The following is a 26,215-nucleotide window of genomic DNA, read 5'->3' on the forward strand; positions in this document are numbered from 1 at the left end:
TGGCGCGACCGTTCCGGAATTGCACCGGATTCCCGCACCTGCCAGGTAGGACGGCGGAACTCTACCGTTCGGTCCGGTTCATCCGATCGTCGGGTTGTGGAATGACAATCGTCCACAGCCGTGCCTACAGTGGAAAAGATGTCGCCGCTGCAAGATCGGCACCCGTCCACCATCGCGGACTGGGACGACGCGCGACGCAGAGCCCGGCTACGGGACACCAGCCCGTGGCATGAGTGGAAGACGTTGCGCCGCACCAGGTCCGTCGCGGTTCGAGTGCTGGTACTGCTCGTTGCCGTGCTCATCGGCTATGCGCAGTACCTGACCCATGACGTGAAACCCGAACAGGAACGGCTCGCGCGCACCGACCCCGCGATCCTGCCCGTCGGCCCGCCCGTCGACCCCAAGGATTGGGACACCGTCGTGGTGGACATGGTCGGGCTCGGCGTGCTCGACGCCAGCGCGACCGCGGGCGCATTGCCTGCGCTGCGCCGGATGGGTGTGGTGTGGGCGATCCGATACGACAACGAAGGTATCGACACCAAGGTGATCGCCGACCTGATCATCCGCGCCACCGAACTGTCGGGGTTGCGCAACATCGTGCTCGCCGGGCACAGCATGGGCGGCGTGATCGCGCTCGAGGTCGCCAAACACATCCACCTCCATAGCGACCGCCGCGTGGTCGGGGTGATCCTGGACTGCACGCCGGTGGACCTGAACGCGGTCCGGCCGGAGAGCCGGGGCCGGGGCGAGGACATGGTCCGTTGGATGGGCTGGCTGCCCGGCGCGCGCGAAAGCCGGCTGCTGCGCATCGCGGTGGAGACCTACGCGCGACGGGACCGGTTCGTCTCCGACGGCGGCAACGGCGTCCCGCCCGGCATCCGCTTCGCCGAGTTGCGTGACGTGCTCAGAGACGTGTTGCGCGAGAAGATCTTCTCGCGCAACGCGGCGAGCAACGGCCTGATCGAGGCGCAGTTCACCGCGATCGTGGCGGGCGGCGCGGCCGGTGACCTGCGCGCACTCGCCGAGCCCAAGGACGAAAAGCCGCGGCCCGCCATCGTTTTCATTCGCCCGAGGGATCCGGATCGGGACCGGGTTGTCGATGTCGAGTACTCGCATCGGGTGCTGATCGATGTGTCGGGCGGCGTGGACGGCACCCTGTCGGTGGTGCTGGCGCGCAACACCGGGCATGCCAATCCGATGCAACGCCCGGTCGAGTACAACACGGTGATCGAACAGCAGATCCTGCCGTTCATGCAGCGCTATCAGCAGCAGCTTCGAGCGACCTCGACCTCAGCGGCACCGCGCTAGCGCCTCGGCACCGCAGTTCGAACCAGCCTGAGACAAACGGTGTTCGGGCCGGTTTTGTCTTGTTTGAATCCGAGTATGTACCGACCACGCACCTCCCTGTTCGGCCGCCATGGCCGCACCGCCGCCGCATTGCTCGCCGTGGCAACCGTTGCGACCCTCGGACTCACCGGCTGCTCGAACAGCGAGAAGTCGGGCGGTCCCGTCGCCGCGGATACCCCGCTGCCCACCGAGATTCCGGCGGGCACCAAGCTCGTCCTCGCCGACCAGTCCGAACGCCTGCAGTCGGTGTTGCGGTTCTCCGGCGAGCTCGACAAGCTCCCGTTCAAGGTCGAGTTCGCCAATTTCGTTGGCGGACCTGCCGTTCTGGAGGCGTTCCGTGCCGAGGCCGCGGACGTCGCCTCCGTCGGCGATGTGCCACCGATCCACGCGCTGGTCGCGGGCCAGGACGTGCCCATCATCGCCGCCTATCAAACCAGTACCACCGCCTTGAGACTCGCGGTGGCTCCTGGCAAGTCGATCACCACTCTCGCCGAGCTGAAGGGCAAGAAGATCGCCTACGCCGAGGGCACCGCCCAGCAGGCGGCAGTGCTGCGGGCACTCGACAAGGCGGGACTCAAACCCGCTGACGCGCAGCTGATCCGGCTGCAACTCGGCGAGTTCCCCGACGCGATCCGCACCGGTCAGGTCGACGTCGCGCCGCTCATCGAACCGAATATCACTCGCTTCCTGCGGACTTCGGGCGCCTCCCTGATCCCGGCCGACCAGACCAAGGACATCTATCCAGGGCTCGCCTACCTGTACGCCCGTCGTGCCGTGGTGCAGGATCCGGCCAAGGCCGCCGCGACTCGGGCTCTGGTCGCCGCCTACATCCGGGCCAACCAGTGGATCAACACCCACCAGGACGAGTGGGCCCGCCGGTACTACGTGGAGAACCAGAAGGTCAGCGCCGAGGACGCGAAGCGCATCGTGGAATCGCTCGGCACCTTCACCTTCCCGCACCTGGATGAGCAGCTCGTCGCGCGCCAGCAGGCCACCATCGACGCCATCGACAAAGCGGGCGAGTTGCCGAAGAAGGTGCAGGCCGCCAAGGGCTTCGACCTGCGCTTCGACGCCCCGATCACCGAGGCGGTCACCGCGAGCGGTGCCGCCTTCGCCCCGAAGGAACGCTGATGGCCACGCTTGACGCCGGCGTACTGAGCAGGCTCGGTCGCGGCAGCGCACCGGCGCGCGTGCTCGGCAAACGCAAGCCTGCCCGGCCGCGACTCGGCCCAGGCCACCCCATTCCGTTCGGTGTCGCTATCGGGCCCACCCTGCTGATCGTCGCCTGGGTACTCGGATCCGCTTCCGGCACACTGGATCCGGAGACATTGCCCGCGCCGTGGACCGTCGCCGAGACCGCCGGTGACCTGATCTCCGACGGCAGGCTGCAGTCGAATCTGCTCACCTCGGTGCAGCGGGCCGGGATCGGGCTCGGCATCGGTGTCGTGGTCGGCTTGGTCCTCGCGCTGATCGCGGGGTTGAGCCGGATCGGTGAAGCGCTGGTGGACGGGCCGATTCAGATCAAGCGCGCGATTCCGACGCTCGCGCTGATTCCGCTGTTCATTGTCTGGTTCGGCATCGGCGAGGAGATGAAGCTGCTGGTCATCTCGACCAGCGTGGCCATCCCGATCTATCTGAACACGCACGCGCACCTGCGCAGCGTCGACGCCAGATATGTGGAACTCGCTCAGACGGTGGGACTCTCGCGCTTGGCCTTCATTCGCAGGGTCGCGCTGCCGGGGGCGCTGCCCGGCTTCTTCACCGGATTGCGACTGGCGGTGACCATCTCCTGGCTGGCGCTGGTCGTGGTGGAACAGGTCAATGCCACCAGCGGCATCGGCTACCTGATGACGCAGGCGCGCACCTACGGACAGATCGACGTGATCGTGGTCGGGCTCGTGATCTATGGACTACTCGGACTTTTCGGTGATCTCGCCGTGCGCGCGGTGGAAAGGAAGGCGCTGTCATGGCGACAGACATTGGGCGACTGAGCGGCGCGGTCGGCTCGAGCGTGGTCCGCACCCGTGCGCTGCGCCGCGGCTTCGGCGAGCGGGTAGTGCTGCGCGACCTCGATATCGACATCGCGCGCGGGGAATTCGTCGCGCTGCTCGGGCGCAGCGGTTCGGGCAAGAGCACGCTGCTGCGGGCACTCGCGGAACTCGACTACGACGTGCCAGGCTCCGGCGAGCTGACCGTGCCCGCCGAGCGGGCCGTCGTGTTCCAGGATTCCCGGCTGTTGCCGTGGTCGCGGGTGCTCGAGAACGTGACCTTGGGATTGACCGGCTCCGACGCCGCAGAGCGCGGCCGCGCGGCACTGAGCGAGGTCGGCCTCGCCGGGCGCGAAAAGGCCTGGCCGAAACAGCTTTCCGGCGGCGAACAGCAGCGCGTCGCGCTGGCCCGCTCGCTGGTGCGCGAGCCGGAACTACTGCTCGCCGACGAACCGTTCGGCGCATTGGACGCACTGACCAGGATCAAGATGCACACGCTGCTGCAGGACCTGTGCGCCAGGCACAAGCCCGCCGTGCTGTTGGTCACCCACGATGTCGACGAGGCAGTGCTGCTCGCCGACCGGGTGCTCGTGCTCGACGAGGGCAGCATCGCGGTCGATCTGCGCATCGACCTGGAACGTCCACGCCACCACAGCGATCCGGCTTTCAGTAACTACCGGTCCCTGCTGCTGGCCAGCCTCGGCGTCGGTCCAGCCGACCAGCCGACCCACCGTGAAGAAGAGAAACAAGCCTCATGAGTAGCCCTCGTCAGCTCAGCCTGAATGCGTTCATCTATCCGTCCGGTCATCACGAGGCGGCGTGGCGGCATCCCGACAGCCAGCCGCATCGGATCTACGACGCCGCCTACTACCAGGAGATCGGCCGCACCGCCGAAGCCGCGAAGCTGGATGCGGTGTTCTTCGCCGATGGTCCCGCGCTGCGCACCAACGTCAAGCACAACGCGGGCTCCGGCCTGGAGCCGATCACGCTGCTCACCGCGATCGCCACGGCGACAACACATCTCGGCCTGATCGCGACCGCGTCGACGACGTACTACGAGCCGTACAACCTGGCCAGGTTGTTCTCCACGCTCGATCACCTCTCCGGCGGCCGGGCAGGCTGGAACATCGTCACCACGGGCACGGACCTGGCCGCCGCCAACTTCGGCCTGGACAAGCACCCCGATCACGCCGAACGTTACGCGCGGGCCAGGGAATTCGTGGACGCCGTTGTCGCGCTGTGGGACAGCTGGGAAGACGACGCCATCGTGCTCGACCAGGCGAGCGGGGTGTACGCCGACCCGGACAAGATTCACCCGATCGATTTCGCGGGCGAATACCTGCGGGTCCGTGGGCCGTTCAACGCGCCGCGCACGCCACAGGGATATCCGGTGCTCGTGCAGGCCGGGGCGTCCAACGAAGGTCGTTCGTTCGCAGGCAAATACGCGGAGGCGATCTTCACCGCACACCAGCGGCTGGAGGACGCGCAGACCTTCTACGCCGATATCAAGTCTCAGGCACAGGGTTTCGGGCGCGACCCGGAACACGTGAAGATCCTGCCGGGCATCAGCCCGTTCATCGGTGACACCGAGGAGGCCGCCAAGCGGCTGGAACGCGAGTTCAACGAGCTGACGGTTCCGGAATACGGTCTGACGCAACTGGAGAACATTGTCGGCAAGAGTCTGCGGCATCTCCCGTTGGACGGGGACGTCCCCGTTGACCTGTTCGACGACGCAGGCAATGTCACCGACAACGGCCGCAGTCGCTTGCAGGTCGTCGCCGGAATCGTGCAGCGGGAACGGCCGACCGTGCGCGGCCTGCTGCATCGCCTCGCGGGCGCGCGCGGACACCGGGTCTTCGCGGGCACCCCGGAACAGGTCGCCGACACCATCGAGGAGTGGTTCCGCAACGGCGCCGCCGACGGCTTCAACGTGATGCCGCCGTACTACCCCGGCGGCCTCGAGGTCTTCGCCGAGACCGTCGTGCCGATCCTTCAGCAGCGCGGCCTGTTCCGCACCGAGTACACCGGTACCACCCTGCGCGACCACTTCGGCCTGCCTCGCCCCGAGAGCCGGTTCGCCCGCCACCCCGCGCTAGCACAGTGAGGGGCGAGACCGCTTATCTCCCTTCCCATTCGAGTCGGTCCGCGCGCTGCGGCATGACGATGTCCGATGGATCGCGCTGTGTCGCGGCGCGATCCGTCGCGGCGACACGGCTGCGGCGCTCGGTAACAGGTGTGCTCAGCGAACGCGGCTCGGGCGCTGGGCAACTCGCCAACGCCTATCCGGCGTCGAACCGGTGAGCGCCGAGGTCAAAACCGAGGCTGTCCAGCCCGTTCGGCTGCGTTCGCTCACCTGGACGGTGTTCGTGCCGATGGTGTTGTACGGCACGGGAGCCGGCGCGGCGACTCCGATGTACGCATTGCGCGCGCTGGATCTAGGTGCGTCGATCGGGCTGGCAGGCGTGCTGGTCGCGTTGAGCGGGCTGGGGATGGTGGTGGCCGATCTGCCTGCCGGGCGGATCGTTGCGCGGATGGGGGAGCGGGGCGCCATCGGCGTCGGCTCGGCACTCGGCGTCATCGGTGTGCTGCTGGCCATCCTCGCGCCGAACTTGTGGATGCTGGCGATCGGGATGGCGCTGAACGGTGCGGCCGGTGCGGTGTGGGGTCTGGCTCGCCAGACCTACATCGTGGCCGTGGTGCCCGCCGCAGACCGGGGCCGGGCGATGTCGACGCTGGCGGGCTCGCATCGGCTCGGGTACTTCTGCGGACCGTTCCTCGGTGCCGTGCTCGTCCACGGGATGGGACCGAGTGGTGCGCTGTGGTTGCAGCTCGTCACCACGGTGCTCTCCGGTGCGGCGATGGTGGCGATACCGTCGCCGGACGGCGACCAGGTCGTCGGCGGCCACACGCTGCGCTCGGTGGTCGTCGAAAACATCGGAGTGCTCGGCACTTTGGGGTCGGCGGCGCTGTTGATGGGTGCGGTACGGGCGGCCAGGGTCGCGGTGCTTCCGCTGTGGGCGGCGCATATCGGGCTGAGCGCCTCGGCAACGAGCGTGGTGTTCGGCATTGCGGGCGCGGTGGACGTGCTGATGTCCTATCCGGCGGGCATCTGGCTGGACCGTCGCGGCAGCCGGGCAGTCGGTGTTCCGGCAATGGTGTTGTTCGCGATCGGATTCGGAGTGTTGCCGCTCACCTCGTCGATCCTCGGCTTGGGCGCGGTCGCCGTGCTGCTCGGGCTCGCCAACGGCGTAAGCAACGGGGTGATCATGACCGTTGGCGCCGACGCGGCCCCGGACGGCCGCCGGGCCGAGTTTCTCGGCGCATGGCGGTTGACCCACGACATCGGAATGTTCGCCGGACCGCTCGTGGCGGGTGCGATCAGTGCCGTTGCGCTGCTGAGTGTTTCGGCCCTCGCCCTGGCCGGTGCCGCCGCCGTCGGCGCCGCTGCCATGTACCGCTGGTTCCCCGGCGCACACCACCCCCACCTGGCACAACCCGACCCGACGTCAGCGTGATCGCGTGCGAATCCGGCGCCGAGTGGGAACTCATGGCGGTGGCTTCTCGGGCGATGCCGCCGTCAGTTCCCAGTGATCGGTCGACCGACTCCAGCAGAGTGCGGAGGAGCTCAGCGGACTCGGGTGCCGAGGAGGTGGTGGATGCCTGCGATGAACAGTTGCAGGCCGAAGTCGAAGCGGGCGGTGGGATCGGGGGTGTTGTCGAGGGGGGTTTCGTCGTCGGCTAGCGCGCCTGCCGAATCCATCTGCATCCGCGACTGCTCGTCGACGGTCTGGCCGAGGACGTAGTACAGCAGCGTGAACGAGGCATTCTCGGCTTCGTGCCGCGGCATGCCCGCGCGAATGGCCGCGCTCGCCATGCGTTCCCGGCCCTTGCTGGTGGTGAGGCGGGAAGCGTAAGTGGCCGAGACCAGTTCGGCGCCGTCCCGGTAGGCGAGCAGGCAGTCGCGCAGCCGGTGCGCGAGTTCGCTGATCTGGCCGGACCATTCGGTCGCGGTGATCGGGTCCTCCATCGGCGCGAGAATCTTGTCCGCGACCGCGCCGAGCAGCGCCTGCTTATTGGGGAAGTGCCAGTACAGCGCGCCCGGCTGCACTTGAAGCGAGCCTGCGAGCCTGCGCATGGTCAGGTCGGCGAAGCCGTACTGATCGAGAATCGCGATCGCGCCCGCGACCACGTCCGCCCTGTGCAGCTGCACCCGAATTCCTCCCACCGATGTTTTGACTCATTGGTACCACTACCCTAGCCTGAACACCGTTCAAGTTGGGCGGCCACGTCGGCCGAACGAAGGGATTCGCGCAGTGACCCAGGCTCCCGTTGACATCGCTTCACCGACCTTCCCGGCCAAGGCGAAGGTGAGTGCACCCACCCCGCAGCCGCCCGGCAACCCCGAGATTCTCGCACTCGCCAGGGAACAGGTGCTCGAGCGCGGTCACGGCCTGACCCAGGACCAGGTCCTCGAGGTCCTCCGCCTCAGCGACGACCACCTCGAAGAGCTGCTCGCGCTGGCCCACGACGTGCGGATGAAGTGGTGCGGCCCCGAGGTCGAGGTCGAGGGCATCATCAGCCTCAAGACCGGCGGCTGCCCCGAGGACTGCCACTTCTGCTCCCAGTCCGGCCTGTTCCAGTCGCCGGTGCGGGCCGCGTGGCTCGACATCCCCAGCCTGGTCGAGGCCGCGAAGCAGACGGCCAAGACCGGCGCCACCGAGTTCTGCATCGTCGCCGCCGTGCGCGGGCCGGACGCCAGGCTGATGGCGCAGGTCGCCGCGGGCGTCGAGGCCATCCGCAACGAGGTCGACATCCAGGTCGCGTGCTCGCTCGGCATGCTCACGCAAGAGCAGGTCGATCAGCTCGCCGCCATGGGCGTGCACCGCTACAACCACAATCTGGAGACCTCGCGCTCCTATTTCCCCAACGTGGTCACCACGCACACTTGGGAAGAACGTTGGGACACCCTGCGCATGGTCCGCGAGGCAGGCATGGAGGTCTGCTGCGGCGGCATCCTCGGCATGGGCGAAACCCTGGAGCAGCGCGCCGAATTCGCGGCGAACCTGGCCGAGCTCGAGCCCGACGAGGTCCCGCTGAACTTCCTCAACCCGCGGCCGGGCACCCCCTTCGGTGACCTCGAGGTGCTGCCCGCCGCCGACGCGCTGCGCGCCGTTGCCGCGTTCCGGCTTGCGTTGCCGCGCACCATCCTTCGCTTCGCGGGCGGTCGCGAGATCACCCTCGGCGACCTCGGCGCCAAGCAGGGCATCCTCGGCGGCATCAACGCGGTGATCGTCGGCAACTACCTGACCACGCTCGGCAGGCCCGCCGAGGCGGATCTCGATTTGCTCGGCGAGTTGAAGATGCCGATCAAGGCGCTCAACGAAACCCTGTGAGCGAGCGTCAGCGAGCGAACCACAGGCATAGCGTGCTCGTGGCACGACGGAACCGGGCGGCAGCGACGTGTAGTCGTGACGTGCCCCATGAGTAATGTCATGGGCATGGACGAGCGCTACAACCCGTTCACCGGCAAGCGGATCGTGCCCGGGCTCGAGGACGCCGTGCCCGCAGCCGCCGCGCTCGGTCTCGAGCCGCCACGCTTCTGCGTGGAGTGCGGCAGACGGATGGTCGTGCAGGTGAGCCCCGACGGCTGGTGGGCCAAGTGCTCCCGGCACGGCGTGATCGACGCCACCAGCCTGGAACGGCGCTAGTGGACGCGCAATTGCGGCGCGAGGCGCGGGCGGCCGTGCTGATCGCGGTCGCCACCGTGCTGTTCAGCGCGCTCGCCGGCATCGGATGGGGACTGGTCGCGCCCACCGAGCAATTGTTCGTGGTCGAGCAGGGGCGCGGCGCGCTGCTGACCGGCGAGAGCACCCACCAGTTCGACGGGCTGGCGATGTTCCTGTGCTTCGGCGCGGTGGTCGGTGTGTTGACGGCGGTGGCCGCGTGGCGGTGGCGCACGGTGCGCGGGCCGCTGATGCAGGCCGGGGTGTTCTTCGGGTCCGTCCTCGGCGCCGTGGCGATGGAGCTGCTCGGCGAGCAGGTCACCGAGTGGTTGCATCCGCGGCCGCACAATCCGCCGGTCGGACAGTTCGTTTCGTTGCCGGTCGAGGTGAGCGGTTGGCTCGCACTGATCATGCAGCCGCTGATCGCGTCGCTGGTCATGCTGTTCTTCGCGGCGCTGAACCCGTCCGAGCATCTCGGCACCGGCATTGTCGCACCGGCCGGAATATACGACCGGGCAGGCGCATTCGGGGCCAGCGCGTATCCGCAGGACGACGCGATCTCGTCGCCGTACCCTGCGGCAGGCGGCACCCTGCCTTACGGTGAGTACGAGCCGGCCAGGGAAGCCGGTTCCGGTTCGATGCCGGAGTCTCGGCCCCGTCGCTGAGCGTTGGCCGAACTGTTGCCCGCAGGACAGTACAGTCGTCCCGGAAAAGCCTAGAATTATGGGACACGCTGTGCGTTCAGAGAGGAACGAGTCGTGGCGTTCGTCGATAGCGGGCTGGTCGTCGAGGAGCTCGATGCCAAGTTCTGGCGAGTGGTGAACCCACTCGTCTACCAGGGTGACACCGAAGAATTCGTGATCCCCGCCGGATTCCGTACCGACTTCGCCTCCGTGCCACGCGCACTGGTCTGGCTGGTGCCGCGCTACGGCGCTTACACCAGGGCCGCCATCCTGCACGACTTCCTGCGCAACACCGACGTGGTGAGCACGGTCGACGCCGACGGGCTCTTCCGTCGCTGCCTGCACGAGTTCGGTGTCTCGCTGCCGCGCCGCTGGATGATGTGGGCCGCAGTGCGATTGGCGAGTGGGCTGCGCGGCGCGAGCATCGGCGATATCGCGATCTGGCTGGTGATCGCCGTGCCCTCCGTGGTGTTCCTGGCCGTCCCGGTGATCGTGGTGCAGACATTTCTGCTGCTGTTCTGGTTCGTGGAACTGGCCTTCTGGAGCGCGTCCCGGCTCACCCGCCGCACCACGGCCCCGCCGCCGAACCCGCAACTGAAGACTGCCTGACCGCACATCGTTGCTTTTGTGACGAGTGTTCGGAAGTAACGACTGCGGTACGAGCCTCGGTGAACAACGCTTGCTGCGGTACCGTTTTCGGCGTGCGAGAACGGATATGGCGACGACGCGCCGATCCGATGGTCGAGCAGGTGCGCCGGATGCGGGATGCGCTGGTGGTTCCGGAACCCTGGGATCTCACCGTTTTTCTGGAGCAGATTCCCGGCATGGTCGGCAAGCGGATTCGGCTGGTGACGCTGCCCGATCGCAGTGGGCTGCCGTGCGGGCTGGTGGTCGAGCAGATCGAGGACATCGTGATCGCGTACGACGCGGAGAGTTCCGGTTATCACGCGGATCATATTGTGCTGCACGAGATCGGGCATCTGCTGCTCGACCACGGCCCCGACGCGGGGGCGCGCACCCAGCGCGGCACCCTCGAGCTCCTGTTCCCCGATATTGATCCGGATACCGTGCTGCGGGTGCTGCAGCGCAGCGACTACGACGACGCCGCCGAACGGCAGGCGGAGCTGTTCGCCTCGCTGGTGATGTCCGAATCACGCACGGCGCCAGCGGGTTCGCCGTTCCGTCGGACGATGTTCCCCGACTGACGTGCTGCACTCGTCGTGGCCGACCGCGCTGTCACTTGCGCTGGTCGGTTACCTCTGGCTGCTGGTTGTCTTGCGCGTGTTCAGCTTTCACGCGACGGCCCTCGATCGCGCCGCCACCTTCGCGCTCGGGATACTTGCCCTGACGTGCAGCATGCGCGAGCCGACGCTGCAGGGCGCGATGGTGTCACTGTCGGGATTGTCGCCCGCGTTCTACTTCCAGTTCGCGATGATCTTGATGGGTGCTGCCGTCGGCTTCAATGTGCTGACCTTCGCCGCCGCGCTCGGGCGCAACTATCGACCGGTGCTCGTGCACTGCCTCGCGCTCGCCAGTGCGCTGATCGCGTCCCTGTGCGGCGCCGAAGCCCGCGCGCGTGGAGTGGCCATCGAGGACGTCACCGGTTGGGGCCAACTGGGTTTCTGGTTGGCGCTGCTGCCGATGACGGTCTGGCTGGACGTCCTGATGCTGAAAGTGTGTCTCGCGGAACTGCGCAAGCAGCCCGACGGCCGCGAGTATCTGGTGCACGCGGGGCTCGCGTTGTTCCCGCTGATCCACCTCATCGCGTTCAGCGCGGCGCCGATCGCGGCGGTGTTCCTGGTTCGCAACGAGCACACCATCTTCGCCTCGGTGCTCGCCGCGGGTGACCGCGACAGCCTCATCTATCAAGCCGCCGTCATCGCACTCGGGCTCACCGTGCCGTCACTGCTGCGGGTCGCCACGCGGCTCGGCCTCGACGAGGCCTCGCGCAGTCGTAAACGGTTGCTTCCGCTGTGGGCGGATCTGACTGCCGTCTGTCCCGAAGTCGTCTACCGCGACCCGGTCGTCGACGGCCTCGGTAGCCGATTCCTGTTGCACCGCACCGTGATCGAGATCAGGGACTGTCTGCACGCGCTGTCGCGGTACACCGAGGGCGACCGCGGCGACGATCATTCGGTGGCCGACTACGCGGTGCGGCTCGCCCAGGCCTGTCGCGCCAAATCGGCCGGAGCGGCGCCCGTCGGCAGCGCCTACGCATTGCCCTCGACCGCCGGCGACGTCGAGGCGGAGATCGACGAGCTCACCGCGCTTGCCGCGCAGTGGAAACGGGCTCGCGCGGTCGCGGGCTACGAGCGGACAATGGGGTAGGTCCCGGAATAGCCGACGCGGTCGGCGTTGTTGTCGACAGCGCGCGGAAATTCGCTGGTCCGGCGGCGTCCGCGCCCGTACCGTTGGCGGCCGGACCCGATCGGAGAGCAGAAGGGAGGTCCGGGATGAGTGACGACAAGCGGGCGGCATCGGTGCCGGACCTCGCCCGCGGGCAGGCAGGCGAGCGCGCGGATCTGGTGGCCTGGCGGCGCCGGGATGCGTTGCGGCGCAGCAATGCCGCGCAGCCGTTGCCGAACAAGCGGCGGTACCGGCGGGGGAGCAAGCACCGCAAGGCCACCATCGATTCGTAGGTCGGTCAGGTCGGTGGCCGCAATGCGGCGAATTCGTCGGTGACCCGGATGCCGGAGTCGGTGTAGCGGTAGACGGCGGCCGGACGACCGCCCGCCCGGCCGGGAGCTCGGGTCTCGCCGGTGGGCGTGATCACCTTGCGGCGCGACAGAACTCGCTGCAAGTTGGTGGTGTCGACGTCGTAACCCAGTGCCGCACAGTAAATTTCACGCAGCGTGGACATGGTGAAGTCGGCAGGCGCCAGCGCGAACGCGATGTTCGTGTAGGAGAGCTTGGCGGCAAGCCTGGTGCGCGCGTGGTCGACGACCGTGCCGTGGTCGAACGACATCCGTGACGGCAGCGCGGACACCGGATGCCAGGCGGTGTCGGAGGGTAGCTGCGGGTCTGCTGTGAGGGGGACCAAACCCAGGTACGCCGAGGCGATGCGCCGCGGCGCCGGGACCCGATCGGGCGCGCTGAACACCGAGAGCTGTTCGAGATGGGCCAGCTCGCGCACGTCGACCTTCTCTGCGAGCTGGCGGCGCGCGGACGTGTCGAGGTCCTCGTCGTCGCGAAGACGGCCGCCGGGGAGCGACCAGGTGCCCTTCTGTGGGTCGAGTGCGCGCTCCCACAGCAGCACCGCCAATTCGGTCCGTTGACCAGGTGGACAACGGCCGATGATCGTGTTTTTGCCGTCGGCAGGTCGTTGACCTGCGGCGACGTTTGCGGGGAAGCGGCGAACCTGGAACACCGCGGTGAGCGTTTCGTGGATGGTGCTACTATGGGGCACGTTTTCGATTATAAGTCGAAAACCTGGTTAGGTGCGAATCGGCGAAGTGCACGGGGCATGAAGTCGACCGCACGACGAAGGGAGCCATCATGGCGACGATGGGTGCGAAACTGGCGCCTCCGCTGATGGGACAGGTGTTCGACGGGCCATCAGGGTTCACGGGTGTCGAGGCGACCCCGGAGTGGGCGCGGGAGGTCAAGCGACTCGCTCGCGAACGGAACGCGACGATTCTGGCGCATAACTATCAGTTGCCCGAGATTCAGGACGTGGCCGATCACGTGGGTGATTCGCTGGCGTTGTCGCGGATCGCGGCCGAGGCGGCTGAGGACACGATCGTGTTCTGTGGTGTGCATTTCATGGCCGAGACCGCCAAGATCCTGAGCCCGGCCAAGACGGTGTTGATTCCTGATCAGCGGGCGGGTTGTTCGCTGGCGGACTCGATCACCGCCGAGCAGTTGCGGGCGTGGAAGGCCGAGTACCCGAACGCGGTGGTGGTGTCGTATGTGAACACCACCGCCGAAGTGAAGGCGTTGACCGATATCTGCTGCACCTCGTCGAACGCGGTGGAGGTGGTCGCTTCGATCGATCCCGATCGTGAGGTGTTGTTCCTGCCCGATCAGTTCCTGGGTGCACACGTCAAACGGGTCACCGGGCGGGCGAATATGCACATCTGGGCCGGTGAGTGTCATGTGCACGCGGGTATCAACGGTGAGGAGCTCACCGAGCAGGCCCGCACCCATCCGGACGCGGAGTTGTTCGTGCACCCCGAATGTGGTTGTGCTACTTCAGCGTTGTATCTGGCCGGGGAGGGTGCGTTCCCGGCCGAGCGGGTCCATATCCTGTCCACCGGCGGGATGATCGACGCCGCCCGTGAGGTACGTGAACGCCGTGCGGGTGGGTCGACGCAGGTGCTGGTGGCCACCGAGATCGGCATGCTGCACCAGCTGCGTAAAGCCGCCCCCGGCATCGACTTCCAAGCCGTCAACGACCGGGCCTCGTGCAAATACATGAAGATGATCACCCCCGCTGCGCTACTGCGCTGCCTGGTCGAGAACCGGGACGAGGTCCACGTCGACCCCGAAACCGCAGCCCGCGGCCGCAACTCGGTACAACGCATGATCGAGATCGGCAGTCCGGGCGGTGGTGAATGACCCGACCGCTGCCCTGGTGGCGGTGGTCGGACAGTTAGTCGGCGGGAACGCGAGCGGTACGGTCGGCCCGGTGCAGCCGGGACGGCCACGCGGTCAACGATTTTCGCCGTGGAACGCGCAGAGAGGCGTGTGCGGATGACTCCGATATCGATCGATGGAGACACCGGGGCCGACGTGATGATCGGCAGCGGTAGGGCCCGATCGCCGGTCGGCCGCGTTACGCCTGCTCGTGTCGCGAACGCACAGAGAGGGGTCAGCAGATGACCCACATGTCGATCGAATGGGAAGCCGACGCCGATCTAGTGGTGATCGGTGGCGGTGTTGCCGGGTTGACGGCGGCGCGCACCGCGTCCTTGCGAGGACTGCGGGTACTGACTTTGAGTAAAGGCGGCGCCACCGACACCTCGACGCAGTACGCGCAGGGCGGGATCGCTGTCGTTGCGCCGCACGGTGATTCGGTGGAATCCCACGTGCAGGACACGGTGGAGGCCGGTGCCGGGCTGTGTGACGCCGCCGCCGTCCGGTCCATCGTCGAAGGCGGACAGGCCGCGGTGGCGGCGCTGACCGACCTGGGCGCGGTCTTCGATCTGGGCCGGGACGGGCAGATTTCGCGGACTCGCGAGGGCGGGCACAGCACGCGGCGCATCATCCACGCGGGCGGCGACGCGACCGGTGCCGAAGTGCAGCGGGCGTTGAACGCGGCAGGGCTGCCGGTGCTGTTCGGCGCGGCAGCGTGCGAGATCCTGACCGATGGCAACGGTGTGCAGGGCGTTCTCGCGGTGTCCGACAAAGGGTTCGGTGTCGTGCACGCGCCTGCGGTGCTGCTCGCCACCGGCGGTCTCGGCCAGCTGTACGCGCTGAGCACCAACCCGCCCGGCGCGACCGCCGACGGCATCGCGCTCGCGCTGTGGGCCGGCGCGAGCGTGTCCGACCTGGAGTTCGTGCAGTTCCATCCGACCGTGTTGTACACCCCGGGCGGCGTCGGGCGGCGGCCGCTGATCAGCGAGGCGGTGCGCGGCGAAGGCGCGATCCTCGTTGACTCCGAAGGAGATTCGGTGACCGCCGGCATCCATCCGCGCGGCGATCTGGCGCCGCGCGATGTGGTGTCGCGGGCCATCGCCGCTCGCATGCGCGCGCTCGGCACCGATCACGTCTATCTCGATGCGCGGGCGATCGATGGCTTTGCCCAACGGTTCCCGACGATCACCGCCTCCTGTCTGGCGGCCGGCCTCGATCCGAGTACCGACCTGATCCCGGTCGCTCCGGCCGCGCACTATCAATGCGGTGGCGTGGTGACCGACACCTCGGGCCGCACCGCCGTGCCCGGCCTCTATGCCGCGGGTGAAGTCGCACGCACCGGACTGCACGGTGCGAACCGATTGGCGTCCAACAGCTTGCTGGAGGGTCTCGTCGTCGGCGAACGGGTCGGCGCCGCGGCGGCCGAGCGGCTCGGTGCGCACACCCGCGTCACCGAAGTGTCCACCCGGACAACCGAGTACGTGGACCGCGACGTGCTGCAAGAGCTGATGACCACCCATGCCTCCGTCGTCAGGGACGGCGCAGGCCTCGCCGAGGCGCTCAAGCGACTGGCGGACGCGGTCACACCGTCGACCACCGCGTCGACCTTGTCTGAACGGATCGCGGGGATCGAAGACGCCGCACTCACCTTGGCCGCCCGAACTCTGCTGCTAGCCGCCGGTGCCCGCACCGAAAGCCGCGGCTGCCACACCCGATCCGACCACCCCGACGCCGATCCTCGCCTCCGCCACAGCATCTCGCTCACCCTCGACGAGCGCGGACGCCCGCAGGCGGCGTCATGAGCGAGCGTATGCAGTCGAACAGTCGCAGGCCGACCGACGAGTGGCACATGGCTGCGGCAAAGTGCGAGAAGGCCTCTCCATGGTGTGCCACTCGTGGACGAACTGGGCGCGTGGTTGCGCGCGTATCTAGCTGAGGAGTGAGTTGATGGGTCTGGATAGTGGGCTCGATCGGGATGAGGTGCTGACGCTCATCCGGACGGCGCTCGATGAGGATCTGCGGTACGGGCCGGATATCACGACCGCGGCGACCGTGCCCGCCGACGCGGTGGTGAAAGCGTCGGTGGTGTCGCGGCAGCCGGGCACGGTGGCCGGGCTCGACGTGGGTCTGCTGGTGCTGGACGAGGTGATCGGCGCGGGGAACTACGAGGTCACCGGGCGGGTTGCCGACGGAACCCGGGTTGCCCCTGGGCAATCCGTGCTGACCGTCGTCGCACCGACGCGAGGACTGCTCACCGCCGAGCGCACCATGCTCAACCTGGTCTGTCACCTGTCCGGCATCGCGACCGCGACCGCCGCCTGGGTCGACGAGGTCGCGGGGACCGACTGCAAGATCCGGGACAGTCGCAAAACCTTGCCCGGGCTGCGCGCATTGCAGAAGTACGCGGTCCGCCTCGGCGGTGGCGTGAACCACCGCATGGGTCTCGGCGACGCCGCGCTGATCAAGGACAACCATGTCGTCGCCGCGGGTTCGGTGGTCGCGGCGTTGCGGGCGGTTCGTGCGCTGGCGCCCGACATCGCCTGCGAGGTCGAGGTGGACAGCCTCGAACAGCTGGACGCCGTGCTCGCCGAGGACGTGGAACTGGTGCTGCTGGACAACTTCCCGCTGTGGCAGACCCAGGCGGCCGTGCAGCGGCGCAACGCCGTCGCGCCGAACACCAAGCTGGAATCCTCGGGTGGGCTCGGCCTCGAGGTCGCCGCCGACTACGCAAGGACCGGTGTCGACTACCTCGCCGTCGGTGCGCTCACCCACTCGGTGCGTGTGCTCGATCTCGGGCTCGACATGTAGCACAGCGGCTCACGCCGTCAGTTCGCGCTCCAGCGGAGTGCGGAATCGGGGGATGGGCCGGACGTCGCCGAACCATGCGCCGGTCTTCGCTGCCTCGGCTTCGATCATCGCGATGGCGTCGGCGCCGACGTCTTCCAGTAGGCGATAGACGATTTCGCCGTCCTTGCGCTGTGCCCAGCCGCCGACGATGCGGCCGTCCCACCAAATGGTCGGCCCCACATTGCCGTTGCGGTCGAACAGGATCGGCGCGTGCGGGCCGAGATACCAGTCCCTGGACTGCCAGCCCATCGGCGTCGGGTCGAGCGCGGGCAGCAGGGCGGCCCACGGCTCCGGCGCCGCAACGGGTTCCGTGTCGTCGGCGAGCAGCAGCCCGGTGCTGCCGCCGAGATCGACCTCGACCAGCTCGAGGTCGGTGAGCGCCTTGCGCACCTCGCCGAGCGTCCAGCCGGTCCACCATTTGATGTCGGAGACCGGCGCGGGGCCGAACGCGCGCAACCACTGCCGGATCAATTCGACGCGCGCCTGCTCGGCGGGGATCGCCGGAACACCGTCGGCCAGCCAGGATTCCATCGGCGACCAGGTGTACTGGCTGCTCGACCAGCTGCCGTTCGGGCGCCCGCGCACGATGCGGCCCTCACAGCCGAGCGTGACCAGCACCCAGGTCGTGATGTTCGTCGGCTTCGAATACGCCTTGTCCGGCGCGGGATTCACCTGCGTGCGCAGCCGAGGCACTTCCTTGCTCAGCTGTGCACCGGTGGCCGCGCCCTTGGCGAGCAGCGCATCGTGGGTTTCGGCTTCCACGGCCGAGAGCCAGCTCTGCACATCGCCGTCGCCGATGCCTTCCAGCTCCAGATACCGGCCGTAGGTGCGACGTTGCTTGTGCGCCAACGCCTCCGCGCAGGACGACTGCAGCACCGGCACCAGCCCGACCGGGACGACGAACATGGTGCGCCGCATCGCCAGCATCCGCAGCAGCGTGCGGTCGTCATAGAGCGCCCGCTCGATATCGGGCGGGGTGAGCGTGTCGCTACGCGCCCCGACCGAAAGAAACACCGTCGCCGGATCGGTCGCATGCAACGCGACCAGCGACCGCGCGATCTCGGTGACCTGATCAGCCCGGGTAGCCGGCGTGAGCCGATGCCGGACCGCGAGCCTGGCCCGCCGCTCGGCAACATCAATCGAACGCATAGGCGAAAGTCTAGTGCCCCACCAGCCGGTGTCGAATTGCGAACACGGTTCCTAGTCACTCACGGAACAGCAGAATTGCACATCCCGATGTCGTTCGACTTACTACATCGAGCCGCGAATTGCAAAACCTGGTAGCGCGAAAAGGTGCACAAAGTACGCGTACACGCTGCAACCTTCATAGTGGACCGTGCGTGATGTAATCCCGATCACTCCGCTTGACGGTTTGATTCCGGTCGGTAAGATTCCCCTTGTAAGTGATGCGTCCTAGGGGGATCAACAAGTTACTCAGCGGTATTCGATCGAGAATTGCTCAGATAAGCCGGGGGCACGTGCGTGAGAACTCGATATCGAATCGAAGCGGCATAGTTCCAATGCTATTTGGCATGCCATTTCTATGCGTGACCTTCCGTCGAAGCGCTCTACGACGAAAGTTTGGTAATTAAATGCGGAGCACACTACACTACCGTCACGGATTGAGCTGTGTGACGGGCAGTACGCACACATGGACTGTTGAGGCCGTGAAACAGGTCGAATACAAAGTGCGGCTCGTCGATAATCTTTTCGACACCGTCGATCTGCCTATCGACAGTGATTTGAAAGAATGCCTGGGGGTCGGGGCGCGTCGGCTGATCGTCATCGACGACACAGTGGAAAGAATCTACGGCGAACAGCTCAGGAGTTTCTGCCTGCGCAACGATATCGCGGCAAAGATCGTTCCGGTCGCTGCGAACGAGACCGTCAAAAGGTGGGATTCAGTCGTCGACGTGCTCGATGCGATGGACGAGTTCGGTATCGACCGTCGCCGTGAGCCCGTCATCGCGGTCGGTGGTGGGGTCCTTACCGACGTTGTCGGCTTCGCAGCCAGCATTTTCCGGCGCGGCACGCCCTATATTCGGGTCCCGACCACCCTGATCGGACTCGTCGACGCCGGAGTCGGCGTAAAGACAGGGATCAACTACCAACTGGGCAAGAACCGGCTCGGCACCTACGCGCCTGCGACGATGACTCTCCTCGATCGCATGTTCTTGCGCACGCTTCCCGACCGTCACATCAGCAACGGTCTGGCAGAGATACTGAAGATGGCGCTCATCAAGTCCGAAGAGCTGTTCGTTCTTCTCGAGTCCAGCGGCCGTGACGTACGGCTCGACCAGTTCCAAGGCAGCACACCGAACTTGGACGAAGCGGCCCGCAGCATCATTGCCGACTCCATCCATTTGATGCTCGAGGAACTGCAACCCAACCTGTGGGAAGCGGACCTGGAACGCTGCGTCGACTACGGGCATACGTTCAGTCCCACCATCGAGATGCATACCCTGCCTGCGCTGCTGCACGGCGAAGCAGTCTGCATCGACATGGCCCTCACGACCGCCATCGCGCTGCTGCGCGGGTACGTCACGCCGTCGGAGGCCGATCGAATCTATGCCGTCATGGCAACCTTGGGCCTGCCACTCTGGAACGACGTGCTTACGCAGCCTGGCATCCTCGAGCAGGCGCTCGCGGAGACCGTCCGCCACCGCGACGGCAGGCAGAGGCTGCCGCTGCCCGTCGGCATAGGCCGGCACCGATTCGTCAACGATGTGACCGCTGGGGAGCTGCAGGCAGGCGTCCATCATCTGCAAACAGCAGCCAGGGGAATTGCGGCTGTCGCGGCAGGATAGCTCTTCCCGATTGGTTCGGCGTCGGGCTCGGAGCACACTGAAATGGGGGACGAATATGACCGGCACGGTCAACGAAGTATTTCCGGACAGCGTCGAAACGACAGCGAGTTTGTCAGCAGCCGCCAGCGAAATTCCGACGGTGTGGCATGTCAACAGTACGGCGCGAGGTGGTGGCGTTGCCGAACTGCTTGTTGCCACGATGGGTGCGCATCGGCGCAACCGAGTGCCCGCCCGATGGCTGGCGACTGAAGCCGATCCCGAATTCTTTGCACTGACAAAGCGTCTGCACCACAGGCTCCACGGCAGCGTCGATTCCTTCGGCCGGCTCGGAGCCGCAGACAGCTCCCGCTACGAGCGGACTACGGAATCGCAGGCGCGGCACGTGTTGCAGTACGTTGAACCAGGGGACATCTGCGTTTTGCACGATCCGCAGACGCTGGGCATGGCACCGCATCTGATAGATGCAGGAATACCGACAGCATGGCGGTGTCATATCGGTACGACTACCAGCAGCAGCTCGCTCGATGAAGCATGGCTCTTCTTGCAACCGTACCTTCGGCAGAGTATGCCCTGCGCGTTCTCGGTGCCGTCCTACATTCCACCCGACATGGCGGCCATGTCGACGATGATCATCCCTCCTGCGATTGATCCACACAGTGCGAAGAATCAGTTTCTCGGGACTGGAGATATCGATCGCATATTGGCCGATATAGGTCTGTATGATGGATTCGTAGCATCAGGTCTGGCCGCAGTGCAACAGATCGAACACCTGCCGCGCAATGCGCAAGTCGTTCTCCAGGTGTCACGGTGGGATCCTCTCAAAGACATGCGCGGGGTGCTGGACGCGTTTGCGTTATCGGCTTCGCGAGGCCATGAGGCGCACCTGGTCCTTGCGGGACCCGATCCGCAAGATATTCCCGACGATCCGGAGGGCGCCGAGATCTATCACGCGGTGCGCACGGCGTGGGAAGAACTTCCCGTCGAGCTACGCCGCAGGTGTCACCTGGTGACGCTGTCGCTGAAGAATTCGGTCGCCAACGCCCGGATCGTGAATGCACTGCAGAGACGGGCGACGGTGGTCGTCCAGAAGAGTCTGCAGGAAGGTTTCGGGCTCACGGTCACCGAAGCCATGTGGAAGGCGAAACCCATCGTCGCCAGCCGGGTCGGCGGTATCCGGAGCCAGATTCGGTCAGGGGTCGAGGGATTGCTCATCGATCCCGCCGACATCGATGAATGTGCCGAGGCCATTGCTGTGCTCCTGGCCGACGACACGGTGGCACGCAGCCTGGGGCGAGCGGCCCGTCGACGCTGCCGCGACGAATTCGTTGTCGACAAAGAATTCGCGCGGTACACGGAACTGTACGACGTGCTCTCCGGGCAGTATGTCGGGAGTCGGTGAATCATGAACTGTCACAACAGCATTCTCGTCCACTCGGGCTGCGCGGATCCAGCGGCAGGAGCCGAATTCGATGCCGGGTGAACTGTCGATTGCCAGCCTCGGCTGTCCTTCCGAGGTCCACGGAGTGCACGGCGCCGCTGGTCGCACGCAATGGCATTCGATCGTCAACGGACATGGTTTGACCGGCACCTACGAGGCGGTCGAGTGGGCATGCGTTCCGGTGGGTGGCCTCAGCGGGGAACATCGGCACAGCCGCACCGAGGAGGTTTACCTGGTGCTCAGCGGTTCCGGTCTGATGACCCTGAACGGCGAACCCCATCCTGTTCGCGCCAGGGATGTCGTCTTGACCGGTCTCGGCGCCACCCATTCGCTGCGCAACGTCGGGGAGACCGACCTTGCCTGGCTCACGATCGAGATCACGACTGCGCGGACCGTCGAACTGGCCAACGCGGGAAAGGAATGGAATCCGATGGCAGCCAACCCCGAACCGCCGGGGCTCACCTCGATCGTCAGACTCGACAAAGGTGGGAAAGTCGACCCGCGTCCCACCCTGGAGGGCGCACTGCGGGAGATATCTCGACACACCGTCGAGCCCGGCATGTCGATCCACTTCGACGGCGACGGAGCCGAGCATGTGGTGTTCGTCCTCGGCGGATGTGGCTATGCCAGCAGTGAATCGGTGGCGGCGCTACCTATTTCGGCTGGAACGGCAGTGACCACCTCGCTGGGAGAAAGCCTGCAGGTCGGGGCCGACGACGAGATGGAGTTGGTGTCCGCGGTATTTCGACCGGTGCACCGCGGGTCTCGGGGAACGACCCGATGATCGTCACCACGCTCCGATCGGCAACCACAGTGTCCGGACCGGAAGGCATTGCGCGGGAATGGCGCTCACTGGCGCGGCGCGGAATGCTTTTCAGTGAATGCGAATCCATCGATCATCTCGTACTGCACCCCGGGGCAGAGCTGACCACTTGCCCGCCGGCGAGAGTGGCGACAGTGTGGTACGTCATCCGCGGACGCTGCCGGATGCTCGGTCCTGACGGCAGTGTTCGGCATCGCTTGGGCGACAACGATTTAGCCCTCGTGCCGCCCGGTGTCGAGGTGAAGCTGTCGGCTACTGATATCACTCACCTACTCGCGATCGTCACGTTGTCCGACACCGTTGCCCGCAGCCTGCCCCCGCGCTTGCCGTGCATGGAATTCCCCGCGGACGAGCCGCTCGGACGGGACATCGTCCGATGACCGAATCGCAGCACGCGACCTCCGACCGAGAGCTCCCCGGCGGCGGTATCCCCACCGCGGTGAACGTCGATCATGTCGCCTACACCGTTCCCGATCTGCAGCAGGCTATCGACTTCTTCGTCACCGTTCTCGGCGCCGAACTGCTGTATCGGGAGCCGACGGTTCGGTCCATCGGCGATACGTGGATGACGGATGCCTTGAATGTGCATCCCGAGTCCGAAGCCGATATCGCGGCACTCCGCCTCGGGCCGACACTGAATGTCGAACTGTTCGAATATCGGGCGCCGGATCAGCGCAAGACCATGCCGCGCAACAGCGATATCGGTGGACACCATCTCGCGTTCTTCGTCACCGACATCGATCTTGCGACGGACTATCTCCGCAGCCAAGACGGAGTCCGCGTGCTCGGCGATCCGAAGGCGGTTGAGCACGGTCCGATCGCAGGGGACCGGTGGGTGTACTTCCTGAGCCCATGGGGCATGCAACTCGAGCTCATCCAGCTCCCCGCACAGCTGCCTTACGAAAAACACACGCCGTACCGCCGATTCGGGCCGTGCCGGTCGTGGGACGAACGATAAAACGGCACTCGACAGGAGGAAATCAGCATGGAGGTTGGGCTGGCGCTGCCGGCAGCGGTCTCGACGTCGCGAAGTCCGGCCTTGCCGATCCTGGCTCGCGAAGCCGAGGACATGGGAGCGGCCTCATTGTGGGTGAATGATCACCTCGCAATGGTCAGGCATCCCAGTTCGCCGTATCCATACAGCACCGACGGAACCATCGACTGGGATCCGGCGGCCCCGCAGCTGGAGGCAATGACTGTGCTCGCGCACGTCGCGGCGAGCACGGCCACCATCCGGCTCGGCACAGCGGCATTGATACTCCCGCAACGTAATCCGATCGAACTGGCGAAGACATCCGCCACCGTCGATGTGCTGTCGGGCGGTCGGTTGTCGCTCGGTGTCGGCGCCGGTTGGCACTCCGATGAAATGGAACTACTCGGATACAGCTTCCACGATCGTGGGTTCCGCATGGAGGAGGACATCCGGGTCCTGCGCGCGTGCTGGCGCGGCGACGTCGCGCCCTTCGACGGCATTTACACCCATATCCCGCCCGATGTTCTCATGTACCCGACGCCGCATCAGGTCGGCGGTCCGCCGGTGCTTGTCGCAGGCATGAGCCGTATCGCTCGGAACCGGGCCGTCGCCCTTGGCGATGGCTGGCTGGCGGCTGTCCGGGTCGACGGCATCGGCTCCGCGAGGCTGGCGTCCGATCTTCGTTCGATCGGCACTCGGCGGCCCGCTGGATTCCGCACGGCGGTAAAGCTCAATTGTGCGGGCAGCACCGACAACGAGATTCATGCGGCCGCGAATGTGGCGCGCAATATCGGATTCGACGAATTGATCCTCGACATTCCCTGGTCCGACGCGCGCCGACCGCTGCGCGTGCTCGAATCATTGTTGCGCGCGCCCGCCGGAACGCTCCGTTGAGAGAAAGAGTAATGAATAGTATGCCTGGCACAATGCCGCGTCGATTCGAGGGGTTGCGCTGTCTGGTCACCGGCGGCACACGTGGAATCGGCCACGCAGTCGCCGAGCGGCTCGCCATCGAGGGCGGGCACGTCACCATCACCGGGCGTGACATCGATTCCGTTGGCCTGGCAGCCGATTCGTTGGCCGCCGCAACGGGTGGGCACGTTCAAGGTCTGGCCTGCGACCTGTCCGACCCGGATTTGATCCGTGCGATGACCGACGAAATCGGTTGTGCCGGAAGCCCGCTGGACGTCTTGATAAACAACGCAGGAACGGCCACCATCAACCGCTTCACGGATATCACACTCGAGGAGCTCGACACCGTGCTTTCGGTGAACCTTCGAGGAACCTTCCTGCTTACCCAGCAGTGCGTTCGGATGATGTTCGCGGACGATGCGAACATCGTCAATGTATCCAGCCAAGCTGGTTATCAAGGACAACCTCTGGTTTCGCACTATTCGGCGAGCAAGGCCGCGTTGCTCGGTCTGACGAAATCGCTTGCCAAGGAGCTGGCGCCCCGCATACGTGTCAATGCCGTCTGCCCGGGCATCATCGAAACCGATCTTATCGAAGCCGATTTTCTTCGGCAGTCGGAAATACTCGATCAGACACCGGGTGCGGTGCGCGATCGGACCCTCGGATCCATCCCGCTGGGCAGGTTTCAGGCCGCGGATCGCATCGCCGCCGCTGTGGCCTACCTGGGTTCACGGGAGGCTGCCGACATCACTGGGCAGACCGTTCATGTCAGCGGTGGGATGACGATGACGTGACCAGACGGCCACGCCGTCAACAATATTCGACACGATCCTGGATCTATCCGAAAGCGTCATTGGTGAACAGTTACAAAGAAGCGGTCGCGACTGTTTTCAGTCTCCGCACGTGGGCGCAGTTGGGGCTGCTTGCCTTCGCTACGTTCATGTACGTCACATTCGAGTTGTACCCGGTGGGGATCATTCCGACCATTGCGGCGGATCTGCAGGTCTCCGAGTCCAAGATCGGGCTGCTTGTCAGTGGGTACGCGATTGTGGCTGCCGCCGCTACTTTTCCGGCGGTTGCATTGGCATCGCGGATATCTCGCAAGCAGGCAATGCTTCTTGCCTTGGGGTTCCTGATAGCTTCCGAGTTTCTTGCCGCCGTGGCGATTGATTACAACCAGATGGTCGGCAGTCGGGTGCTGGCGGCCGCGACTCATGGGCTGTTCTGGTCGCTGGTGATACCTGTTGCCACCGCGACCATTCCGCGGGAAAGAATCGGGCTCGCTACCTCCATTGTCTTCGCTGGAGTATCGCTCGCCACTATCGTCGGCGTTCCCGCGAGCACTGCGCTCAGCAATATGGTCGGCTGGCACACGACCGCCGTCATCCTTGCGATCGGCACGATTGCGACCACGGTCGGGCTCTATTTCTCGCTTCCTGGCGATATCCGTGACGGCGCTGACGATGTCGATGCCACAGTCCGTGCACAAGACTGCCGATCCGACGTCCGATATCAATGGGTGCGAGCCGGGATCATCTGCTTCTTCACCTTGACACTGGTCGCCGCGCACTTCGTGGCGTACACGTACTTTTCGCTGATCGTCTTCCGGGTGGTGGGAAATGCTGATTCGGTCGCGATATTTCTGGCGATCTTCGGCATCGCCGGCGCCGCGGCCACAGTTCTGTTCGGTCGATACAACGACGCCAGCCCACAAGGATCGGCATTCGCCATGGTCGGGGTCTATTGCCTTGCGGCACTGGGGCTTCTTCTCGGGTGGCTCGACCTACCCCTCATGGTGCGTTACGCCATGCTCACCCTCGCCATGATCGCTTGGGGTGGTGCGACCGCCGCGGTAGCTCCGATATTTCAGTCGGCGATCATCCGGTCCGCAAAGGACGTGCAGGAGCGCGCCTCGGCGGTCTACGTCACGTGTTTCCAGATCGGCATCGCCGCGGGTTCGGCGATCGGCGCCGCCATCGTCGGCGCGTCACTGTTCTGGCTGCCGATGGTGATGTTGGTGGTGTCCGCCTGCACCCTCGCCGGAATAATGCGCTTCCGGCATGCGTACGCCTAGAACGAGATCCGCACGGTGCGGCCGG

Annotated in this window: 27 protein-coding genes; 24 read left to right on the plus strand and 3 right to left on the minus strand. The window is 65.9% G+C overall.

Annotated features, from left to right (window positions below; all coding sequences use genetic code 11):
* The first annotated feature begins 138 nt into the window (after positions 1-138).
* The 6 genes from NA11_RS24885 (at position 139) to NA11_RS24910 (ending at position 6,850) form a co-directional block, all read left to right on the plus strand.
* Positions 139-1,308: an alpha/beta fold hydrolase gene (locus tag NA11_RS24885; RefSeq protein ID WP_069164471.1), complete on the plus strand. Its 1,170-nt coding sequence runs from the start codon at positions 139-141 to the stop codon at positions 1,306-1,308.
* 75 nt (positions 1,309-1,383) lie between these two features.
* Positions 1,384-2,478 carry an ABC transporter substrate-binding protein gene (locus tag NA11_RS24890; RefSeq protein WP_069164407.1) on the plus strand — a complete coding sequence of 365 codons (1,095 nt, stop codon included), beginning with the start codon at positions 1,384-1,386 and terminating at the stop codon, positions 2,476-2,478.
* Positions 2,478-3,338, plus strand: coding sequence for an ABC transporter permease (locus NA11_RS24895; protein WP_069164408.1), 861 nt, complete (start codon positions 2,478-2,480; stop codon positions 3,336-3,338). Before NA11_RS24890 ends, NA11_RS24895 begins: the two co-directional genes overlap by 1 nt.
* A complete protein-coding gene (locus NA11_RS24900) occupies positions 3,314-4,093 on the plus strand; it encodes an ABC transporter ATP-binding protein (protein ID WP_174567726.1) in 780 nt (259 codons plus the stop codon). The genes NA11_RS24895 and NA11_RS24900 overlap by 25 nt, the downstream gene beginning before the upstream one ends.
* The gene (locus NA11_RS24905) at positions 4,090-5,439 is read left to right on the plus strand and encodes an LLM class flavin-dependent oxidoreductase (RefSeq protein ID WP_069164410.1); all 1,350 of its coding nucleotides are present in this window, start codon (positions 4,090-4,092) and stop codon (positions 5,437-5,439) included. The genes NA11_RS24900 and NA11_RS24905 overlap by 4 nt, the downstream gene beginning before the upstream one ends.
* Before the next feature lie 193 nt (positions 5,440-5,632).
* Entirely contained in the window at positions 5,633-6,850 is a 1,218-nt protein-coding gene (locus NA11_RS24910) for an MFS transporter (protein ID WP_245746152.1), read from the plus strand.
* A 110-nt stretch (positions 6,851-6,960) separates the two neighbouring features.
* Here NA11_RS24910 and NA11_RS24915 read toward each other — a convergent pair whose 3' ends face one another.
* Positions 6,961-7,545: a TetR/AcrR family transcriptional regulator C-terminal domain-containing protein gene (locus NA11_RS24915; RefSeq protein ID WP_069164411.1), complete on the minus strand. Its 585-nt coding sequence runs from the start codon at positions 7,543-7,545 to the stop codon at positions 6,961-6,963.
* Between the two features lie 157 nt (positions 7,546-7,702).
* On the opposite strand from NA11_RS24915, the gene bioB reads away from it, so the two are divergent.
* From bioB to NA11_RS24950, 7 genes are all read left to right on the plus strand, one after another.
* Complete coding sequence (gene bioB, locus NA11_RS24920; protein WP_069164473.1) at positions 7,703-8,728, plus strand: biotin synthase BioB; 1,026 nt, start codon at positions 7,703-7,705, stop codon at positions 8,726-8,728.
* 87 nt (positions 8,729-8,815) lie between these two features.
* Positions 8,816-9,043: a biotin synthase auxiliary protein BsaP gene (bsaP, locus tag NA11_RS24925; RefSeq protein WP_069164412.1), complete on the plus strand. Its 228-nt coding sequence runs from the start codon at positions 8,816-8,818 to the stop codon at positions 9,041-9,043.
* A complete protein-coding gene (locus NA11_RS24930; protein WP_069164413.1) occupies positions 9,043-9,723 on the plus strand; it encodes a DUF2567 domain-containing protein in 681 nt (226 codons plus the stop codon). Before bsaP ends, NA11_RS24930 begins: the two co-directional genes overlap by 1 nt.
* Positions 9,724-9,816: 93 nt before the next feature.
* Positions 9,817-10,350, plus strand: a complete 534-nt coding sequence (locus NA11_RS24935; protein ID WP_069164414.1) for a DUF1353 domain-containing protein — start codon at positions 9,817-9,819, stop codon at positions 10,348-10,350.
* Between the two features lie 92 nt (positions 10,351-10,442).
* Complete coding sequence (locus tag NA11_RS24940; RefSeq protein WP_245746153.1) at positions 10,443-10,946, plus strand: CUE domain-containing protein; 504 nt, start codon at positions 10,443-10,445, stop codon at positions 10,944-10,946.
* 1 nt (position 10,947) lies between these two features.
* A complete protein-coding gene (locus NA11_RS24945) occupies positions 10,948-12,069 on the plus strand; it encodes an MAB_1171c family putative transporter (RefSeq protein WP_069164415.1) in 1,122 nt (373 codons plus the stop codon).
* Positions 12,070-12,194: 125 nt separating this feature from the next.
* Positions 12,195-12,380, plus strand: coding sequence for a hypothetical protein (locus tag NA11_RS24950; RefSeq protein ID WP_069164416.1), 186 nt, complete (start codon positions 12,195-12,197; stop codon positions 12,378-12,380).
* Between the two features lie 5 nt (positions 12,381-12,385).
* Here NA11_RS24950 and NA11_RS24955 read toward each other — a convergent pair whose 3' ends face one another.
* Complete coding sequence (locus NA11_RS24955; RefSeq protein WP_069164417.1) at positions 12,386-13,147, minus strand: NUDIX hydrolase; 762 nt, start codon at positions 13,145-13,147, stop codon at positions 12,386-12,388.
* A gap of 89 nt (positions 13,148-13,236) precedes the next feature.
* Between NA11_RS24955 and nadA the strand changes: the two genes are divergently transcribed.
* The 3 genes from nadA (at position 13,237) to nadC (ending at position 17,124) form a co-directional block, all read left to right on the plus strand.
* Positions 13,237-14,298 (plus strand): quinolinate synthase NadA, encoded by a 1,062-nt coding sequence (gene nadA, locus NA11_RS24960; RefSeq protein WP_069164418.1) that lies wholly within the window; start codon positions 13,237-13,239, stop codon positions 14,296-14,298.
* A gap of 260 nt (positions 14,299-14,558) precedes the next feature.
* Entirely contained in the window at positions 14,559-16,118 is a 1,560-nt protein-coding gene (locus NA11_RS24965) for an L-aspartate oxidase (RefSeq protein WP_069164419.1), read from the plus strand.
* A 145-nt stretch (positions 16,119-16,263) separates the two neighbouring features.
* Positions 16,264-17,124, plus strand: a complete 861-nt coding sequence (gene nadC, locus NA11_RS24970; RefSeq protein WP_069164420.1) for a carboxylating nicotinate-nucleotide diphosphorylase — start codon at positions 16,264-16,266, stop codon at positions 17,122-17,124.
* 9 nt (positions 17,125-17,133) lie between these two features.
* Here nadC and NA11_RS24975 read toward each other — a convergent pair whose 3' ends face one another.
* A complete protein-coding gene (locus NA11_RS24975) occupies positions 17,134-18,312 on the minus strand; it encodes a winged helix DNA-binding domain-containing protein (RefSeq protein WP_069164421.1) in 1,179 nt (392 codons plus the stop codon).
* A gap of 518 nt (positions 18,313-18,830) precedes the next feature.
* Here NA11_RS24975 and NA11_RS24980 point away from each other — a divergent pair.
* The 8 genes from NA11_RS24980 to NA11_RS25015 all read left to right on the plus strand — a co-directional run bounded on the left by NA11_RS24980 (position 18,831) and on the right by NA11_RS25015 (position 26,190).
* Complete coding sequence (locus tag NA11_RS24980) at positions 18,831-19,970, plus strand: sedoheptulose 7-phosphate cyclase (protein WP_245746154.1); 1,140 nt, start codon at positions 18,831-18,833, stop codon at positions 19,968-19,970.
* Positions 19,971-20,025: 55 nt separating this feature from the next.
* Complete coding sequence (locus tag NA11_RS24985) at positions 20,026-21,369, plus strand: glycosyltransferase (protein WP_069164423.1); 1,344 nt, start codon at positions 20,026-20,028, stop codon at positions 21,367-21,369.
* Positions 21,370-21,439: 70 nt separating this feature from the next.
* Positions 21,440-22,192, plus strand: a complete 753-nt coding sequence (locus tag NA11_RS24990; RefSeq protein ID WP_069164424.1) for a cupin domain-containing protein — start codon at positions 21,440-21,442, stop codon at positions 22,190-22,192.
* Between the two features lie 173 nt (positions 22,193-22,365).
* Positions 22,366-22,611, plus strand: coding sequence for a cupin domain-containing protein (locus NA11_RS45805; RefSeq protein WP_167837722.1), 246 nt, complete (start codon positions 22,366-22,368; stop codon positions 22,609-22,611).
* Positions 22,608-23,189, plus strand: coding sequence for a VOC family protein (locus NA11_RS25000; RefSeq protein WP_069164426.1), 582 nt, complete (start codon positions 22,608-22,610; stop codon positions 23,187-23,189). The genes NA11_RS45805 and NA11_RS25000 overlap by 4 nt, the downstream gene beginning before the upstream one ends.
* A 27-nt stretch (positions 23,190-23,216) precedes the next feature.
* A complete protein-coding gene (locus NA11_RS25005; RefSeq protein ID WP_069164427.1) occupies positions 23,217-24,098 on the plus strand; it encodes a TIGR03619 family F420-dependent LLM class oxidoreductase in 882 nt (293 codons plus the stop codon).
* A gap of 32 nt (positions 24,099-24,130) precedes the next feature.
* Positions 24,131-24,910 carry an SDR family NAD(P)-dependent oxidoreductase gene (locus tag NA11_RS25010; RefSeq protein ID WP_069164428.1) on the plus strand — a complete coding sequence of 260 codons (780 nt, stop codon included), beginning with the start codon at positions 24,131-24,133 and terminating at the stop codon, positions 24,908-24,910.
* Positions 24,911-24,972: 62 nt separating this feature from the next.
* Positions 24,973-26,190 carry an MFS transporter gene (locus tag NA11_RS25015; RefSeq protein ID WP_069164429.1) on the plus strand — a complete coding sequence of 406 codons (1,218 nt, stop codon included), beginning with the start codon at positions 24,973-24,975 and terminating at the stop codon, positions 26,188-26,190.
* Positions 26,191-26,215: the final 25 nt, after the last annotated feature.

Origin of the sequence: Nocardia altamirensis NBRC 108246 (assembly GCF_001612685.1) — a bacterium.
Classification (GTDB): domain Bacteria; phylum Actinomycetota; class Actinomycetes; order Mycobacteriales; family Mycobacteriaceae; genus Nocardia; species Nocardia altamirensis.